This window comes from Halioglobus japonicus (genome assembly GCF_001983995.1).
Taxonomy (GTDB): domain Bacteria; phylum Pseudomonadota; class Gammaproteobacteria; order Pseudomonadales; family Halieaceae; genus Halioglobus; species Halioglobus japonicus.
This window is the reverse complement of record NZ_CP019450.1, coordinates 2,861,938-2,879,575: the sequence shown is the minus strand read 5'-3', so window position 1 is coordinate 2,879,575 and position 17,638 is coordinate 2,861,938. Positions and strand designations below refer to the sequence as shown.

At 53.8% G+C, this 17,638-nt stretch carries 14 protein-coding genes, 1 tRNA gene and 1 pseudogene; 9 read left to right on the top strand and 7 right to left on the bottom strand.

Translation table 11 applies throughout. The features are described 5' to 3' along the window. Positions 1–12: 12 nt before the first annotated feature. The 5 genes and pseudogenes from gltX (at position 13) to BST95_RS13520 (ending at position 4,655) form a co-directional block, all read left to right on the top strand. Complete coding sequence (gene gltX, locus BST95_RS13540; protein WP_084200135.1) at positions 13–1,494, top strand: glutamate--tRNA ligase; 1,482 nt, start codon at positions 13–15, stop codon at positions 1,492–1,494. A 10-nt stretch (positions 1,495–1,504) separates the two neighbouring features. After that, entirely contained in the window at positions 1,505–2,248 is a 744-nt protein-coding gene (locus BST95_RS13535; protein ID WP_084200134.1) for a glutathione S-transferase N-terminal domain-containing protein, read from the top strand. Between the two features lie 11 nt (positions 2,249–2,259). Continuing rightward, positions 2,260–3,659, top strand: a pseudogene (locus tag BST95_RS13530) (L-serine ammonia-lyase). Next, positions 3,659–4,276 (top strand): trimeric intracellular cation channel family protein, encoded by a 618-nt coding sequence (locus BST95_RS13525; protein WP_240500198.1) that lies wholly within the window; start codon positions 3,659–3,661, stop codon positions 4,274–4,276. The pseudogene BST95_RS13530 and the gene BST95_RS13525 overlap by 1 nt, the downstream one beginning before the upstream one ends. Next, positions 4,263–4,655: a YchJ family protein gene (locus BST95_RS13520; RefSeq protein WP_084200132.1), complete on the top strand. Its 393-nt coding sequence runs from the start codon at positions 4,263–4,265 to the stop codon at positions 4,653–4,655. Before BST95_RS13525 ends, BST95_RS13520 begins: the two co-directional genes overlap by 14 nt. On the opposite strand, the gene BST95_RS13515 is transcribed toward BST95_RS13520, so the two are convergent. Continuing rightward, positions 4,656–5,138 (bottom strand): FKBP-type peptidyl-prolyl cis-trans isomerase, encoded by a 483-nt coding sequence (locus BST95_RS13515; protein ID WP_084200131.1) that lies wholly within the window; start codon positions 5,136–5,138, stop codon positions 4,656–4,658. It lies immediately after the preceding gene. Positions 5,139–5,151: 13 nt separating this feature from the next. Then, positions 5,152–5,523, bottom strand: a complete 372-nt coding sequence (locus tag BST95_RS13510; RefSeq protein ID WP_066056279.1) for a DUF4345 family protein — start codon at positions 5,521–5,523, stop codon at positions 5,152–5,154. Positions 5,524–5,558: 35 nt separating this feature from the next. Here BST95_RS13510 and BST95_RS13505 point away from each other — a divergent pair, with 35 nt between their 5' ends. The 4 genes from BST95_RS13505 to BST95_RS13490 all read left to right on the top strand — a co-directional run bounded on the left by BST95_RS13505 (position 5,559) and on the right by BST95_RS13490 (position 11,654). Further along, positions 5,559–6,806 (top strand): TauD/TfdA family dioxygenase, encoded by a 1,248-nt coding sequence (locus BST95_RS13505; RefSeq protein ID WP_084200130.1) that lies wholly within the window; start codon positions 5,559–5,561, stop codon positions 6,804–6,806. A gap of 125 nt (positions 6,807–6,931) precedes the next feature. Continuing rightward, positions 6,932–7,007: transfer RNA gene (locus tag BST95_RS13500), tRNA-Ala, on the top strand. Positions 7,008–7,465: 458 nt separating this feature from the next. Further along, positions 7,466–8,509 carry a glucosaminidase domain-containing protein gene (locus BST95_RS13495; protein WP_084200129.1) on the top strand — a complete coding sequence of 348 codons (1,044 nt, stop codon included), beginning with the start codon at positions 7,466–7,468 and terminating at the stop codon, positions 8,507–8,509. A gap of 790 nt (positions 8,510–9,299) precedes the next feature. Further along, positions 9,300–11,654: an arylsulfatase gene (locus BST95_RS13490; RefSeq protein ID WP_229801571.1), complete on the top strand. Its 2,355-nt coding sequence runs from the start codon at positions 9,300–9,302 to the stop codon at positions 11,652–11,654. A 377-nt stretch (positions 11,655–12,031) separates the two neighbouring features. Here BST95_RS13490 and BST95_RS13485 read toward each other — a convergent pair whose 3' ends face one another. The 5 genes from BST95_RS13485 to BST95_RS19770 all read right to left on the bottom strand — a co-directional run bounded on the left by BST95_RS13485 (position 12,032) and on the right by BST95_RS19770 (position 17,495). Continuing rightward, the gene (locus BST95_RS13485; protein WP_205737274.1) at positions 12,032–12,679 is read right to left on the bottom strand and encodes a hypothetical protein; all 648 of its coding nucleotides are present in this window, start codon (positions 12,677–12,679) and stop codon (positions 12,032–12,034) included. 513 nt (positions 12,680–13,192) lie between these two features. Further along, complete coding sequence (locus BST95_RS13480) at positions 13,193–14,179, bottom strand: SGNH/GDSL hydrolase family protein (protein WP_084200127.1); 987 nt, start codon at positions 14,177–14,179, stop codon at positions 13,193–13,195. A 959-nt stretch (positions 14,180–15,138) separates the two neighbouring features. Next, positions 15,139–16,029, bottom strand: a complete 891-nt coding sequence (locus BST95_RS13475; protein ID WP_084200126.1) for a TAXI family TRAP transporter solute-binding subunit — start codon at positions 16,027–16,029, stop codon at positions 15,139–15,141. A 576-nt stretch (positions 16,030–16,605) separates the two neighbouring features. Continuing rightward, on the bottom strand, positions 16,606–17,295 hold the full coding sequence (locus BST95_RS13470; RefSeq protein ID WP_084200125.1) for a zinc metallopeptidase: 690 nt from the start codon (positions 17,293–17,295) through the stop codon (positions 16,606–16,608). Positions 17,296–17,318: 23 nt separating this feature from the next. After that, positions 17,319–17,495, bottom strand: coding sequence for a DUF6435 family protein (locus BST95_RS19770; RefSeq protein WP_146004160.1), 177 nt, complete (start codon positions 17,493–17,495; stop codon positions 17,319–17,321). Between the last annotated feature and the right edge of the window lie 143 nt (positions 17,496–17,638).

Genomic DNA, 17,638 nt, shown 5'->3' with positions numbered 1-17,638 from the left:
CCCGGATTCATCATGACTGTACGTACTCGTGTCGCCCCGTCGCCCACTGGCGATCCCCACGTAGGCACCGCCTATATTGCGCTGTTCAACATGTGCTTTGCCCGTGCCCATGGCGGCCAGTTTCTGTTGCGTATCGAAGATACCGACCAGACCCGCAGTACCCCTGAATCGGAGCAGGCCATTCTCGACTCCCTGCGCTGGCTGGGCCTGGAATGGGACGAAGGCCCCGATGTCGGTGGCGACAACGGCCCCTATCGCCAGAGTGAGCGCATGGAAATTTACGGTCAGTACGCCCACCAACTGGTGGACGATGGCAAGGCGTTTATCTGCTACCGCACTGCCGATGAGCTGAACGAATTGCGCGAGGCCAAGCGCGAGTCCGGCGATGTGAACGCGCTCAAGCCCTCTGACCTGATGCTGCCCGAAGACGAGGTGGTCCGCCGCCGCAACGCGGGTGAGCCCCATGTGATTCGCATGATCGTGCCTGAGGAAGAGGGCGCCTGCGAGGTCGACGATATGCTGCGTGGCACCATCGAGCTGGACTGGAGCATGATTGATGCGCAGATCCTGCTGAAGTCAGATGGTATGCCCACCTATCACCTGGCCAACGTGGTCGACGATCACCTCATGGGTATTACCCATGTGCTGCGCGGCGAGGAGTGGATTAACTCCGCGCCCAAGCACAAGCTGCTGTATGAGTACTTCGGTTGGGATATGCCACAACTGTGCCACCTGCCGCTGCTGCGCAACCCGGATAAGTCCAAGCTCTCCAAGCGCAAGAACCCCACCAGCATTCTCTACTACCAGCGCATGGGTTTCCTGCCTGAAGCGCTGCTGAATTATCTCGGCCGTATGGGTTGGTCCATGCCGGACGAAAGCGAGAAATTCTCACTGCAGCAAATGCAGGATAACTTCGATATTCAGCGTGTGTCGCTCGGTGGCCCCATTTTTGATGTGGAGAAACTATCGTGGCTCAACGGTATGTGGATCCGCGAAGACCTCAACGAGCAACAACTGGCTGAGCGCCTGGTGGCCTGGGCCTTCAACGAAGAGAACCTGCTCAAGGTGTTGCCTCACGCGCAGAAGCGCATGGAAACCCTCAGCGATTTCGCGCCGCTGGCGGCTTTCCTGGTATCCGGGACCTTGCCCATTAACGAAGAGAGCTTTGCCGGTGTGAAAGGCGAGCGCGAAGATGTGGTGAAAGGTCTACAATTTGCGCTGTGGAAGATGGAGGCGCTGCAGCAGTGGAATCGCGACAACATCTGGAACGAGCTCAAGGCTGTCGCCGACGCCCTGGGCGTGAAGGTAAAAGACTTTCTGGCGCCCATTTTCGTGGCGATTGCCGGCACCAGCGCTTCGTTCTCCGTTGTTGATTCTATGGAGCTGATTGGCCCCGACATGAGCCGCGCGCGTTTGCGTCAGGCCATTGGCGTGCTCGGCGGTGTGTCGAAGAAGGGCATGAAGCGCCTGGAAAAGGAATATCAAACCCTGTAACGGAGGCCCGATGCTGGCGACATCTTTTGTTTCTACCCTGATAAGGGCAACCAACGGTATTCAGAGCCGGCCAGCGCCGGCCAAGCCCGAGCAGCTTCTGCAGCTCTACGATATCGAGAATTGCCCTTACTGCCGGCTGGTGCGCGAGGCACTGACTGAGCTGGACCTGGATGTGCTGATACTGCCGTGCCCCAAGAACGGTGAGCGCTTCCGGCCTGAGTTGGTGGAGCGGGGTGGCAGAGCCCAGTTTCCCTACCTCGTCGACCCGAATACCGGTGTCGAAATGTATGAGTCACTGGACATCGTCAACTACCTGTTTGAAACCTATGGCGCAGGCAAGCGCCCCCTCAAGTGGAAGCTCGGTGGTTTGCAGACGTTTGGCTCCATGCTGGCCAGCGCGCCGCGCATCAGTAAGGGTATGCAGGCTCGCACCGGCGCGCTGCCCGCGGAACTTCTCGAACTCTACAGCTTCGAAAGCAGCCCCTATGCGCGGCTGGTGCGAGAAGAGCTTTGCGCACTGGAAATACCCTACATTGTGCGCAATTGCGGCCGTACCATGGCCAGCGAGTGGCTGTTACCGCCGGTGCGCAATGCGTTCAGTATCACCCCTGACAGCGAGCTCGAGAATCGCCGCAATCTACAGGCTCGTGAAGGTCGACTCTCGATTCCCTACCTGATGGATCCGAATACGGATAGCGGCTTGTTTGAGTCGGCAGATATTCTCAACCATCTGCAAGTCCACTACGGTCAGTAGCGACACCGCGCATGTCAATCAGCGTCTTTGATCTGTTCAAAATCGGTATTGGCCCTTCCAGTTCACACACGGTCGGCCCGATGCATGCGGCCCGTCACTTTGCACTGCGCCTCGCCGCCGAGCAGAGCCTGTCCCAGTGTCAGCGCATTAATGCCGAGCTCTATGGCTCCCTGGGCGCGACGGGCGCTGGCCACGGCTCACCCAAGGCCATTCTGATGGGGCTGGAGGGAGAAACACCCGAAGGCGTTGAAGTGGCGAGTATTGCCGAGCGCGTAGCGGCCATTCGTGAGGGTGGGCGACTCAATATTCTGGGCCAGCACGCCATTGACTTCAGCTACCGCGATGACCTGGTCATGCACCGCAATGAATTGCTGCCGTACCACGCTAATGGTATGCAGTTCTCCGCGTTTGATGGCGCCGGCGAGTTATTGAGCAGGGCGGTGTTCTATTCCGTGGGCGGGGCTTTGTTGTCGACGAGAGCGCTGCGGGCGAAGACGCGATTACTCAGGACCAGACGCCACTGCCATACCCCTTCAGTACCGCTGAGGAACTCCTGCAACAGTGCCGTGAGCACGGCCTGTCGATCAGCGCACTCATGATGGCCAATGAACTGGCCTGGCGCAGCGACGCGGAGATCAAAGAGCAGCTTTTGGGTATCTGGCGCGTCATGGACGCCTGTATTGCCACTGGTGTTGCCACCGAGGGTATTATGCCGGGTGGCCTCAAGGTGAAACGCCGGGCGGCGCAATTGCATCGCCAGCTCAAGAGCGAGCAGCAACCACTGGGCGATGCATCCCTGAACACCATGGATTGGGTCACGCTGTATGCGCTGGCCGTCAATGAGGAAAACGCCGCAGGTGGTCGCATTGTGACTGCGCCCACCAACGGCGCGGCCGGGATTATCCCCGCGGTGCTCAAGTATTATCTCGACCACTGCAGCGGCTCCTCCGAAGACGATGTTGTACGGTACCTGCTGACCGCTGCCGCCATTGGCATTTTGTACAAAACGAACGCCTCGATTTCAGGTGCCGAAGTAGGCTGCCAGGGCGAGGTGGGTTCCGCCTGTTCCATGGCAGCTGGTGCGCTTGCCGACGCGCTCGGAGGTACACCGGCGCAGGTAGAGAATGCCGCTGAAATCGCCATGGAACATAACCTCGGCCTGACCTGTGATCCGATTGGCGGCCTGGTACAGGTGCCGTGTATTGAACGCAATGCCATGGGCGCCATCAAGGCGATTAGTGCCGCGCGCATGGCCTTGCGCGGCAGCGGAGAACACTATGTGTCGCTGGACCAGGTCATCCGCACCATGCGCGATACCGGCCGGGATATGCAGGACAAATACAAGGAGACCGCCCGGGGTGGCCTCGCGGTTAATGTGCTTGAAGTGCCAGTGAATATCATCGAATGCTGATGAATGATGTGATTACAGTGGTCGACCTGGTGGCCACGGCGGTGTTTGCTATCTCCGGCGCCCTGGCGGCCGCGCAGGGGCGCCACGATATTCTCGGGTTTATTCTGTTCGGCACCATTACCGGCATTGGCGGTGGTACCTTGCGCGACCTGTTGCTGGGGACGGACGCGGTGTTCTGGTTCACCCGCACCGAATACCTGTGGATTTGTGTGGCAGCCTCGGTGGCAACCTGGTTTATGGCGCCACTGTTCGATTCCATCAGCCGCGTATTGTTGTGGGCCGATGCTGTTGGGCTGGCGTTATTCAGTGTGCTGGGTGCAGTAAAAGCACTGCAGTTCGATGCGCCGCCCATTGTGGCGGTGGGCATGGGGGTTATGACAGCCACCTTTGGCTCGATGATTCGCGATACGCTGCTGAACAAGGAACCGGTACTGCTGGGTCCGGAGATTTATGTCAGCGCCGCGCTGTTGGGCGCTGCGTCCTACACCGCGTTACATCCTTTTACAGAATGGGCGTTGCCAATTTCCATCGCGCTTGCCTTTGGCCTGCGGGCTTGCGCCATTCTATTCGATCTGCGCCTGCCCAAGTACGGACCCGCTGAGAATGACCAGAGCTGATATTGCGAGCTGCCCCTGTGGCAGTGCCAAGGTATTTGCCGCGTGTTGTGAGCCTTACATCAGCGGCGCACAGGTGGCACCGACGGCTGAAGCACTGATGCGATCCCGCTATACGGCCTTTGCGACACTGGCGGCGGATTATCTGCTGGCCTCCTGGCACCCGGATACGCGACCCACGCGGGTACGGCTGGATGAAGACCAGCGCTGGATTGGTTTATCCATCAAGGACACTGAAGCGGGCGGCGATAACGACAGCGAAGGCATCGTTGAGTTCGTCGCCCGATTTAAAGTGAATGGCCGCGGCCACCGTTTACACGAGCGCAGCCGCTTCGAAAAAATTGATGGCCGCTGGTACTACCTGAACGGCGACCACCTCTAGTTAGTGTTGATGACCACCGGGACCGTGGGCGTGCCCGTGGGCGATCTCTTCTTCGGTTGCCGCGCGAACCTCTAATATCTCGATATCAAAGCTCAGGCTCTGGCCAGCCAGGGGATGGTTGGTGTCAATGTCTGCGCTGTGGCGACCTGCCTTTGTCACGGTGACGGGTACACGGCCGTCGCTGGTATTGAGCTGCACAACCATGCCTGGTTTGAGCTTGCCCTTGAAAATGAGATGCTTTATGGGCACGCGCTGCTGACGCTCCGGATCTGGTGTGCCGTAGGCGTCTTCTGGAGCGACCGTGGCAGAAAACACATCCCCGGCCTCTTTGCCTTCCATGACGGTCTCCAGACCCGCGACAATATTGTTGCGGCCGTGGAGATAGGCGGTGGGTTGATCGCCGCGCGACGTCTCGAGTTCCTTGCCATTTTGATCACGCAGGGTGTAGTGGAAAATGCCGACGGCTTCGGGGCTGATTTTCACAGTTGGACTCCGATTAGCGCCACAGGCAGCGTGCAGCAATGAGGGCGATGACGCTTTCGAAGGCCAGTGCGCCCCAGGTATAGGTGCCTACCAGGAAGTCTGCCTGCCAGGCGGAGTAAAGGCGCGCGGCCGCCAGGCAGCCGATGGCGATGACAATCAGCATAAGGCCCGCCCGATACAGGCTGGGGCGGAAGGCGCAAATAATCAAATAGAGACCAAAGCCGAATTGCAGGCCCCCGTACATGGCACCCATTTCCGCATAGGCGTCGCCGTTGCCAATGCGCAGCCCTGCGTAGTTGGCGGGCAGATTCGGGTCGATGAAGCATGCAATACCGTAGGCGCAGAAGATGAGTCCAGCGGCCCAGAGCAATCCTTTACCCAACATGGAAATTCCCTCGCAAAAGTTGTTATGGTGAAACAATGGTTGGGCTGAGTTTACGTGAAATTTGCGGCTATGGTTTGCTTATCGTGTCATGTATTGCATGGGTGATACTGCCGGCTATTCCGTTCCTGGATATCTCTGGCCCGCAAAAGGCCGCCTGGGGCGGCAGCCTGTTTCTGTTTGCCGAGGTGACCTGGTGGGCGGCAATGCCGCTGCTTGGCCCCGAAGTGATTGAATGGTGGCGCAAGATGGTTGAGCGGGCCAAAGCGTCGTTACGCGGAGAGGAGGCGCCCATAGCGAGCCCGTACCTGAGCTTTATCGGACAAACACTACATTACTTTGATCGCCCCCACCAGGCCGCGATTCTGGAGCCGTTGGCCTGCGAAGCTGCCTGGATAGGGCGGGAGATGCCGTCCCTGGAAGCGCTGGCCTATCAGCTCAATGACGCCGAGGTGGCCGAGCTTCACCAGGCTATGGCGAGCGCCGAAGCGCTGGGCCGAGAAACACGCACACTGCAGGCAGAAGATTTCCCACTGCCGTTGTTGAGCGAGAAAATTCAAGGCTGGCGCGACACGCTCAGTAGCGGATTGGGTTTTCAGGTGATTCGCGGTGTGCCGGTACAAGACTGGAGTCAGGCCCAGAGCGAACGGTTCTTCTGGTGTTTTGGCCTGCACCTGGGGCGGCCCGGCGAGCAGAACCCCGATGGTGACTTGCTGGGGCATGTCATCGATACCGGCGCCCAGCGCGAGGATGACGCTGTGCGCCTGTACAAAACGGCTGCGAATATCGACTACCACTGCGATGCTGCGGATGTGGTGGGCCTGTTGTGCCTGAACAAGGCACGTCGCGGTGGCCATAGCCGAATCGTCAGCTCGGTGACGGTGTTCAATGAGTTGTGCAAGCGACGCCCTGAGCTAGTCGCCCGTCTGTACGAGCCTTTCAGCCTCGATATTCGCGACAAGGAAGTGAATGAGGCAGGCAGCACCTTGCCGATTCCTCCGTGCCGTTACGCCCAAGGTGTGCTGCGCACCTTTTACCACGCCGATTATTTCCGCTCCGCGATGCGTCACGACGATGTTCCGCCCCTGTCCGCCCGGGAGCAGGACCTGCTCGATACCTACGAGGCGATCGCTGCAGAGGAGGGCATTTACCTGGATATGGACCTGCAGCCAGGCGACATTCAGTTGCTTTCAAACCACACCAATCTGCACGCGCGAACCGAGTATGAAGATTGGGATGAGCCTGAGCGCAAGCGCCATTTGCTGCGCTTGTGGCTGTCGCTGTAGCGCAACTGCAATTTCTCGTCGCCAACGCCTTGACAGGGCCGGCCCGGGTAAATAAAATGCGCACCTCTTCGTTGATATTGCTTCGGCAAAAAACCAGATAGATCAACGGGTTAGCTACAAAATTTGGGGCTATAGCTCAGCTGGGAGAGCGCAACACTGGCAGTGTTGAGGTCAGCGGTTCGATCCCGCTTAGCTCCACCAATTAAACTAAGGGCTTACGATGATTCGTAAGCCCTTTTTTATTGCTCGGCTTAGCGGCTTAGCGGCTTAGCGGCTTGAGTAAAAACCCCTGACCTTTGAGTGTTTTGTTTCGCCAGCTCTTGGTCTCAAAGCTGCCGCTCACATTCATTGTAGTTCTTAAGCAATGTCTAGAGTCATCAAGTATCAGAAACCTCGAGGGAGTCGTATGTTTTCCCGCATTGAATAGGCTAATTCTGGCTATCGGTTGCGCCGTGTATCAGTAGGTCGATAACGGCAGCGAGCAGGTGACCCGTGGTTTATACAGACCGTAACGGTCGAACGGCCGGTTTCATCTATCGAGATAGTAAAAACGTGAACCTGGCCGTTGCTCAGAGCGGTTATTCGAGTGTTAGGTGCTTGATTTTTTCGCCCGAGGCGCCTACTTTTTTTGGTCTCTCTTCGGCTAGAGGTCACCTCATATGAGTAAGTACCGCAGTGGTTTCTTGGGCCTTTTCAACGGCCTGCTGTTTGTCATGTCTCTTAATATTGCACCTCTCGCTAGCGCTCAGGAGGTAATCGTTCTTTCCGGGTTCGACGAGATTACCCAATGGATGAAGGACGAAAACTGGTGGGGCGAGGATCAACGCGAAGAACAGCTGCAGGTGCCACGCATTCTCATCGCCGGCATTTCTCCTAGATGGGCGCTTGAGGCGAGCAACCTTTCGGTGGCGGATAAAAAAGAGCTGTTTTACCGAGCGATGCTTCCCATGGTTCTGCATGCCAATCAACTGGTGCTTGATCGGCGCGAGAAACTGCGGGCTATTTCCTCTGCACTCGACAGCGGCCAGGGGATGACGGCTGAGGAACTAACCTCTATGCGCCATTTAGCGAAGCTGTTACGGATCAAGGGCGAGGATCAATTAGCTTTGCTGGACGCTACAGACGCAGCCTGGCTTGGCATCATAGATACTGCTCTTTATCGCCTCGACATTATTCCAGCCGGATTGGTATTGGGGCAAGCGGCGTATGAAAGCGGGTATGGCACGTCGCGTTTCGCGTCACAGGGCAATGCGCTTTTTGGACAGTGGACCTATGGCGGGAATGGACTGTTGCCAGAGCAGCAACGTGTGGACTTAGGTGATCATCGTATCGCTGCCTACGAATGGCCTTTTGATAGTGTTAGAGCCTACTTCCTGAACCTAAATACTCATCCAGCCTACGAAGATTTTCGTCGCCTCAGGGCAGAACAGCGTGCAACTGCTAAGCAACTCAATTCCATGGCCCTGGCGGACGGCCTGATTGCCTACTCTGAGAGAGGCCAAGCTTATGTGGATACGCTCAAGGGGATCATGCGCGTTAACAACCTCACCATAGCCGATGATGCGGTTTTTCGTGATGAGCCCCTGCGCTTCTTTCTTGGGGCCGAAAGCCCCGAACAAGCGCTCGAGCTCAAAGCTGAACTCGCGAGAATGCGAGCGTCAGGCGAGCTGGAGGAGATCATCGAGCGAATGCGGCTGGACTGAATAGGGCCCAGACTAATCCACATTCTCGCGTGGTGTGTGCGAGCAGGAAACGTATCAAATAGCATGCTTGCGCACAGCTGAAGTTCGTTCGTGTAATCTGTGCAGCAATCCAGATACTGCCCGCGTCAAAGCATCAGATAGCAGTCTATCTTGTATTTAAATCACGTCGTGGCGTGTAAGTTACTCTACCCATCAGCGTTCCATGGCCTAGTCAGAGGTCTATTAAGCCCTGGTTACCCAGTACAGTTCAGCAGGGTGCACGACAGTGAAGTGCATGCCTGGGATTTTTATTGGTAAGTCGGTCTCTCAGCGCGACCAAGTGTATTGGCCGAAATGCATGCCAATAATTTTTGAGCATAACACCATTGCCGCGGAGGACGCGGCTCATCACAACCCTGACAGACCTCGTCTGTACTATCCCAAGCATAGTCTTCCAGTTGTTGTTTTGCCTATTCGTGGTGCACTAGTCGCGTGCCCCGGTGAAAAGGCGTCGCGGTGACGAGTTTCCTTAGAATGTATCTCCTCTTGAATTCGAATGTATTTGTACGTCAACGCGATTAGTCATGACGTAGGGCTATGAAGGACGATCGCGGTGCGGAGAAAACACAGCTCGCTCCATCTCTAGTGAAAACTAGTGGTCACAGATGAGGCTTTTGAAAAAAAGAACTTCAGGCAATATTTTTTTCTTCTACTACAATTCCCTTCAGGGAGTCTAGAAGGCGAGATCATCCGACCTTTTTGGACTTGTCATATTTCTGGAGGGAGCATACGAAAAATGACTCTATATTTCGTGAAGCGCGCACTGGCTGTTATCGTTACTTCAGTTTTCGCACAGGCGGTTTCTGCTGAACCGACGGCTTTGGATCGAAGTAGTATCCCTATAGCCGCTCCTGACTATCCCTCGATAACAGAAGTCGATGCAAACAAAGTTCAGCCGCCGCCCTTACAGGTAATTTCCCCACCTGAGAAAGCACCGAATATCGTTGTTATACTTACCGATGACGTAGGTTACGGTGTTCCCAGCACTTTCGGCGGGCCAGTCGACACGCCCACGCTGGATCGACTCGCTCAAAACGGACTAAGTTACACGCGATTTCATACTACGGCGTTATGCTCACCTACGCGGTCCGCGCTAAAAGCTGGTCGCAACCACCATATGGTCAATGTAGGCTCAGTCCAGGAGATCGCGACAGCGTTCCCGGGTAACACGGGGCAGATTCCCAATACAACAGCGCCCGTCGCAGAGATACTGCGCCTGAACGGTTACAACACAGCAGCTTTCGGCAAATGGCATGAGACCGCACTCACCGATACTAGTGTTTCAGGGCCCCAGCACAATTGGCCTAATCGCCAGGGGTTTGAGAAATTCTACGGTTTCATTGGCGCTGAAGTTAATTTCTTGCGTCCAAACATTCACGACGGATTCGCTTTGGTCGACACAGATAAAATTCGCGACCCAGATTACCATTTCGATGCGGACATAGCAGATCAGGCTGTCAACTGGATGCGGGCTCAGAAAACGATGACCCCTGAAAAGCCGTTCTTTGTATATTTTGCAACCGGGGGTGTTCATGCACCCCACATGGTACATAAGAAATGGGCTGACAAATACAGTGGGAAGTTTGATCAAGGGTGGGACAAGCTTCGTGAGGAAACTTTGGCTCGTCAGCTGGAAGCCGGAATTGTTCCTGAGGGCACTGTTTTAGCGCAAAAGCCAGATGAGGTTGATGACTGGGATAGTCATACTGCTGATGAAAGACGACTGTATGCTAGGCAGGCTGAGTTCTTCGCGGGGCTTGTAGAGCATACTGATTATCAGGCCGGCAGGGTTGTCGATGCGTTGGAGGACATGGGCATTCTTGATGACACACTGGTTATCTACATCTCGGGAGACAACGGAACCAGTGCGGAAGGAGAACGAGATGGTTACTTCAATTGGTACTCTATGATGAATCGCTATCCAGAGACCGTTGAATACCAGCTTTCGCGCCTCGATGAGTGGGGTACTATCACAAGTTATCCACACATGGCCGCGTCGTGGGCTGTAGCATTTGATGCGCCTTTTGCCTGGACAAAGCAGGAAGCTGGGGACTTCGGGGGTACTCGGAATGGCACCGTTATTCACTGGCCTAATATGATCAAGGCACGGGGTGAGAAGCGCACGCAATTTAGTCACGTTATCGATATAGCGCCAACGATTCTCGAGGTCGCCGGGATCCCCGAACCGGAGTATGTCAACGGTGTTAAACAGATTCCGATGCAGGGTACTAGCCTCGTATACACTTTCGATAATGCCGATGCCGAAGAGCGTCATAAAACTCAGTATTTCGAGATGGTAGGAAATCGCGGAATTTATCATGAAGGGTGGTTTGCTCGGGTGATTCAGACCACTCCCTGGAATCCCGAGTCACGCTATCCGATCACAAGCAAGGAGGGTTGGGAACTTTTCGATCTTCGCAATGACTTTTCCCTAAGCAACAACCTCGCAAAGGATAAGCCGAAAAAGTTGAACGAGATGATTAAGGTATTTATGGAGCAGGCCGTTGAGAACCATGTTCTACCACTCGATACGCGACTACTGGATCGTATGGATGCCAAAACCGCCGGGCGGATTGATTTAATGGATGGCAGGAAATCATTAACAGTCTTTCCTGGTATGATCGGCATGGCCGAGGACACGTTCCTAAACGTCAAGAACACCTCCAGCCGGATCACTGCTGCTGTTGGAGTTCGGGGAGATGAAGAGGCTAACGGTGTTATTTTGGCGCAGGGTGGAAGCCACTCTGGTTGGGCGCTTTATGTTACCGACGGTTATCCTGCTTTTACTTACAACTTTCTTCAGCATCAAATTACGTCTTTGAAGTCATCCGAACGACTTCCCGAAGGTGAATCTACAATCACCTATACGTTTGATTATGATGGCGACGGACGAGGCAAGGGAGGCACAGCGATTTTGGCAGTCAACGGCAAAGAAGTTGCCCGTGAGCGAATCGAGCGCACTATTATGAATGCGTATACTGTTGATGAGACAACCGATGTGGGTGTTGATTTATCGACCCAAGTTGCGCAAAGCGTTTTCCCCACGGCAAGGGATTCCTTGTTTACCGGTACGATTGAGGCTGTGACTGTAGAGATTTTGGAGTGATAGACTTTAGAGAGCACTCTCTGGCACAGCCTCACGGTTGAGGCAAAGGAAGCACCTAAATAAGCTACAAGATTCGTAATGAATGAAATGTAGTAAGCGCATGGTGCATTAGCTCAAGAAGCTGTGCTGGACTCGCAGCCAGCTGCTTTCCGCCAATGGGGGCGTTAGGCGTGGTTCATGCGATAAGGGCTAAATTTAGCCGATAGCTATAGTTTTGCCCGCGATTTTGCCTTTGCAGACTGGGCTCGCTTTTACCGAACCTACAAAACTGACTGGGTGAGCAGTCTCAGCACCCATGGCGACTTATACCGGTTTCAGTACGCAACTAAAAAACAGTCGCCCGGTTATCTAAACGGTTTCACGCGCTAAGGACGGCTTCAGGGTCTCGTCGCTATTACCGGACTCCGGGTTTTGGGGCATTTTTTGTTGGCTGTTTGCCAGCAAGATGGTGAGCCAGTACAGAATGGGGTCATCAGAAGCCAGGGGACCTGCCCCTGCAAGGTAATTGTTCGGCCACGAAACTCGAATAGCGTTGGGTTGTACCATGGACCAGTGGGTGCCAATGGTGCCCATGAAAGACGTTTTCCAATCGCCAGTTGGTCGTGATAAAGGTACATCTCCACGATAATATTTTGCCCTAAACAATACGCCATCATTATGGCAAAGGCAGGCCAGTGCCAGTGGCGAAAAATATCGCTGTTTTTGCCGGTGAGGGACCAGGCTAGCCAAAGGGCCACCAGTGCAATACTGCCGGCGTCTGCCAGCGAATTCATGGCCCAGTTGATGTGCTCGGGTATCCATTCATTCAGGGTAGTGGCGCGACGTACATTGACAGGGTCACCATCTAGCAAGCCGAAAGTAAACCATAGTTCCCAGCCGAGCGCGCAGAATAGGAAACTGACGAGATAAACCCGAAGTGACCAAGAGGGGATCTTCTTGCGCCAGTGAAGCAAGGGCACTATTACAAGGGGAAGCAAGGCGCTGGTATAGACGACGATAATTACTCGCAGATGTTCTTCAGTCATAGGTGGCACTTATAGTTTTTAGAATGATGTAGTGGCCGTTCAGCATCGAAGCGGGACTAGGATCTACATGTATGGTACTCATTCCGGTTTGCTCCTGCAAAAATAGATGGTCGTTACAGAATTACCTGGGATCACCGCTTATCGTGCGCTTGATGTCTTCGGTCGACGAATGACCGGCGCAGCAGTTTTATGGGCGGGGCCTGCAAAAGAATCAATTTGGCCTAGAATGAAGAAGTGTAAGCGTGTTCCGAGTCAATGAGTCTTAACACCTACATTCAAATTGCTAATGCATAGTGAAAGCATGCTCCTTCTTCATCTATTTTATAGCCTAGAAGTAGTGTTGCTTACCTTTCAGGTGAAAAACAGTTACTAGTCGAAGCAAAGAAGCATACTCTATGCTTCTTGTTGTTTTGAGCGCTTAGAGACAACTTTAAGCCCCAATCTTAAACCACAGCAGTCGAGGATGGTTCCCGAGACAAGCGAAGCCAGAAAGGACGCCATTGACGTGTGTCATCAGTCTGTCAGGTCTTTTCCTAGAGCCATCTCGAGTTTGATGTTGATGGAAAAAACTGTGTCGCGGTTGTCTTCGTATTCTTTGCGACGCCAGTTATAAGCTGGCTCTAGCTCCAGGAAAAGATAGTCTTTGTAGAACTGCCTGCGGAACCTTACCCCTAGTCGGTAATTCTTTGTGAAGTCTTCGTCCTGGGTTACACCGTTGACCGCGGCAAAGTAGCTCAAAGCAGTGGGCCTATCTGTATCTACCCCCAACCTTTGGCGAAGGGACAATTTTGAACGCCATTCAATGCCCTCTGTCTCTTCACCGTAGATGCCGCGGTTATCCCAACGAATGCCATAGTTCTCTCCGAAAGAGCGATTGAAATCAATCCGAGTGGTTGTATAGAAGCCGTCTTTATTGGTGTATTGCAATTGCTGTACCCATCGATAGCTTGAGTTACGAGTAAATGGCCCCTCGTTTCTGTACCTGACTCCGGGGCGCACACCGCGCGATGAGTATCCTATGGTTGCATCGAACTTCGACCGTGTGCCCTCATTGAGTTTGTATTCAAGTGCGACCGAGTCGTCGTAGCGTTCTAGCTCCTCGTCATCGTCTGATTCCTCACCCCGAAAAACCAGGTTCAGCTTCTTTGATATGTTCGGCAGTTGGACCTTACCGCGTACTCGAAATTTGAACTCGGTACCGTCTTCCTCATCCCAGTCGGTGATTGCTATTAATCTGACAACCGATTCTGGCTTGTCGAGGTCATACTGCGGATCACCAAAAAATCCATCAAGCCAGTAAGCGAGTTCCTGTGCGCGATTATCCAGCTTCGCCCTTCTCTCATCGAGGCTATCGCTACCTTCATCGGGTTCTGCCGCGTCCCAGCCCACCAGCGCATCTACAGCGTCGGTTTGCTCGATGGTCGTATCGTCGGCGACGGTATAGTCTGATGTAAACATTATTAACAGCAGACTTGTGGCAATGAGTTGAGTTAATCGCATCTGAGAATGCCTCGAGACTATTTCTTACAATCGTGCACTTGTCAGTTTGAATAGACCATTACCGCGTCAGTTTGCTTTCTATCCGATCTGTTCGTACTGGTGAGTGCCTGTGGTTAAAAAAAGTATAGGCAAGATTTGCACCAAACGCCTGTTTTGCGTCTACGGCTAGTGATAGAGGGTAATTAGATAGGCTGAGCGTTGCACTGACTTACACTAGAATAAGGAATTGTGAGGATTTTCGCGTTCTGCAACGCTTAGTGCATACGACTGGGAGAGACTGGGTGATGCTGTTTAGCTGGAAGCATTTTAAGCGGATAGTAAACCATGCAGTGAATCAGTATTGCTAACGTGTCTAAAGTGAGCTTTCTGCGTTTGGGAATGAGATCAAATATATCCCTCCACCACATTCATCGCGCAGTCAGGTAGCGCTGCCATACTAAGGTGGTATTTTTATTATAGATATAGTCTTAATGCCTAACGAGACGATTTTGCCTGTGATAGACAGCGGTAGATACGATTTCCCCAGTTGCCCCTGGCAAAACCACTCAAACTAGATCAAGGTGTGTCGGCACGCTTTTGTCTTGTATCTACCACTCTTTGCAGAACTCCGCCTATATGTGACTTCAATGCATATACTTTAGTTGCGTACGTAACGGGAACACGCAGCGTTGTTACTCTGTGCTGTAGACTCTCCAGCCGTTGCTGATTGCTTTCTAGTATGTCATCGCTAGCATCATTTATGCCTCGATCGATAGCCCTTAACTCTGTATATACGCGGTGAAACTGAAGGCGCATCAACCAGTGAAACGCAGATGGCATAGCTTTCAACATAGGGTATACGAGCCCGATCAATGGTATTGCCGCAGTCAATAACTGCATCACAAGCACGGCAACGGGGTAGGGCAGTAGCCTAAGTAAGAGGGGTCGACCATCGGCGTAATAGGCTTTTGCACTGTCGCTCAGCAGAATGAGTTGATCTCGGGCTTGAGGGAATTCACCCGCCCGATAAAAAAGTTCTGGGTCGCCGTGAATCCGTTCCGCCGCCTCAAGGAACAGGCTTTGTGTGATCGGGTGTAGCCCTTCCTGTACTGCAAGGATCGCCGTGAACGCGAGGACTCTCGTATCTCGGGGGGCAGGTTAAGGGCGAAGCTGCCAACGCCTGCAGGGACGACAAGCTTTGTTAGTTCCGGATAGAGCGCCATATAGGCATCGGCGCGCTCGAAATCTATAAGCGATATGCCATCCGCTCGAAGTAGCTCACTTATAACAGGTGAAATAGCGTTACTGACAACAAATTGGGCGTCGATGTCGGAGGACTTTAGTAGCGCCGCAGCGTGTGCCGGTTCATATTCAGAAATTTCCACCGTCTTCGGATCAACACCGTTTAGAGACAGCAGTGTCCTAGCAGCAGAGTTCGATCTGCTTTTCGGTGGTCCGATTGAAATCCGAAGATCACGTATCTTCTCTACGTTGCCGGCATCAAGTTCCGAGTTATTGCTAAAAACCCACAGGGGCTCGAAAAACATAGCTCCAAGTGAGCGCAGTTCTTCAGCGCCCTCACTTTCGGGAGATCCTAGAGTGGCGAAACCTACATCCGCTTGTCCATTTTTCAATATCTCTAGATTTTCAATGGCACCTCGACTACTTATCAGTTCAACCTTTACGCCATGTTCTGCGAGAGTCTCCTTATACAGCTCTCCCAATTTTTCGTAGGCGCTGCCCGCAGGTCCCGTCGCCATAGTCAGTAGTTTTGGAGGCGTAGGGCTGAGCAACCGAAAACTCCAATAGAGGCTCGTAAGAGTTATGATGACGGCCACGATGATGAATAATGCCCTGATTCTGTAAACCAATAGCAATGCCCTCGAACACTTAGTCTCTTTGGATTATAGCCGCACTCTAGCTTGTTGGGTAAACGCAGCATTTGTGCCATTAGCGCTGTCCATAGCTGCTTGGGTCAAGGGCGCTCGTGCATATGCTGACTTTATCGGTTCGCGCATGCAGAGCCGCGCAGGCTGTGCCAAGCCTATGGGGGATGTCTAGATGACCTATAAGGCTGCCCTAGAGATGGTATCGATGTTGATGCGGAATGAGATTGGGATGCATGAGCGACCCCCTCTTCAGGAGAAGTGAATATATCCAGGAATCATATGCTAGTGCGACCAGAACCTGGTCATTGCCAGCGTGAATATTATTGCATAGGTAACTCAACGAGTACCGGTCGAGAAGGCTGTTACCATAGTCAATAGCTCTAGTAGCAACGGTAGCGACCAGTAAGAGATTCATTGCGCAAGCAGGTCGACGATGGAGAGGCCTGCGCTGATCGTCTCCGTGATCTTTGCTACTCAAAGCTACCGGGCTTATTCTTATCAGTATTTTACAGCTTCGATTACAGGTGACGGGAAACCGTGTGAAGGGACATTTGTGCTTTATCTGCGAAATACCGCGATCCATCGGCCGAGGTTCAGCAGGCTCGCCAGGGAGCCCGCCACGTATGTCAGCGCGGCGGCCTTCAGAAGTCTCTGCGCATGCTCCAGGTCTCCATCATGGAGGTACTCGCCCTCCCGCAGGATCGGCAGGGCCTTGCCGTAACTTGCGTCGAATTCCACGGGCAGGGTGACCAGATGTACCAGGGTGCCCAGTGCCATTGAAAATACGCCGATAAGCAGTGTCAGTGCGCTTGCCTGCGGCACACGGGTGAGCACAAAGATGGCGGGAGCAGCCACCAGCAGTATGCCAGCTATACGTTCGCCCACGTAAGCCGCTTTCGCGAGTTTTTGTCGGGTCAGAAAGAGCGGTTCGCCGCGCTCGTGCTGGATAGCGTGGCCAACCTCGTGTGCGGCTATCGTAATGGCGGTCAGGGAGTGGCCGTCGAAGTTGTCGGGCGTCAGGCGGACGGCCTTGTCGGTCGGGTCGTAGTGGTCGCCGGCGGGCGTCTCTTCCACCTTTACATGCCCGAGTTGGAAGCGGTCGAGTAGATGCCGCGCGAGTTCAGCGCCGCTGCCTTGTTCCCGGTAGCGGTCTGTGGGACTGCTGTATTTGCGCATCACGTGTCTCACCCAGAGGCCGGGAAGGAAGACGCATGCCGCCGCAATGATGAAGATTATGACCCAGAGCATAAGACAACTATGCCACAGATAGCTCAGTGAGCCTGCTTTTCCATGGCCTCGATTTCTTCACGCAGGGCCTCCGCTTCGGCGGTAAGCAATGAATACTGCCGAATATCGCCGTTGCGCTGTGCCTGAAAGGCCTTGGTCAGCAGCATTTCGTGTTGTTTCTTCAGTTGCTTGACGGGGGAGCGCCGAAATATATCGAACACAGTGTGTTACCTCCATGAATCACTATATTTGATACGAAGTGGATCCTTGGAGAGATTAGTAAGCATCCGGAAACGCTCGCTGCCATATGTGGTCCGGGGAAATTATGTTGCCGTGCAAGAAAACTTTACGATTTTTTGTGGGA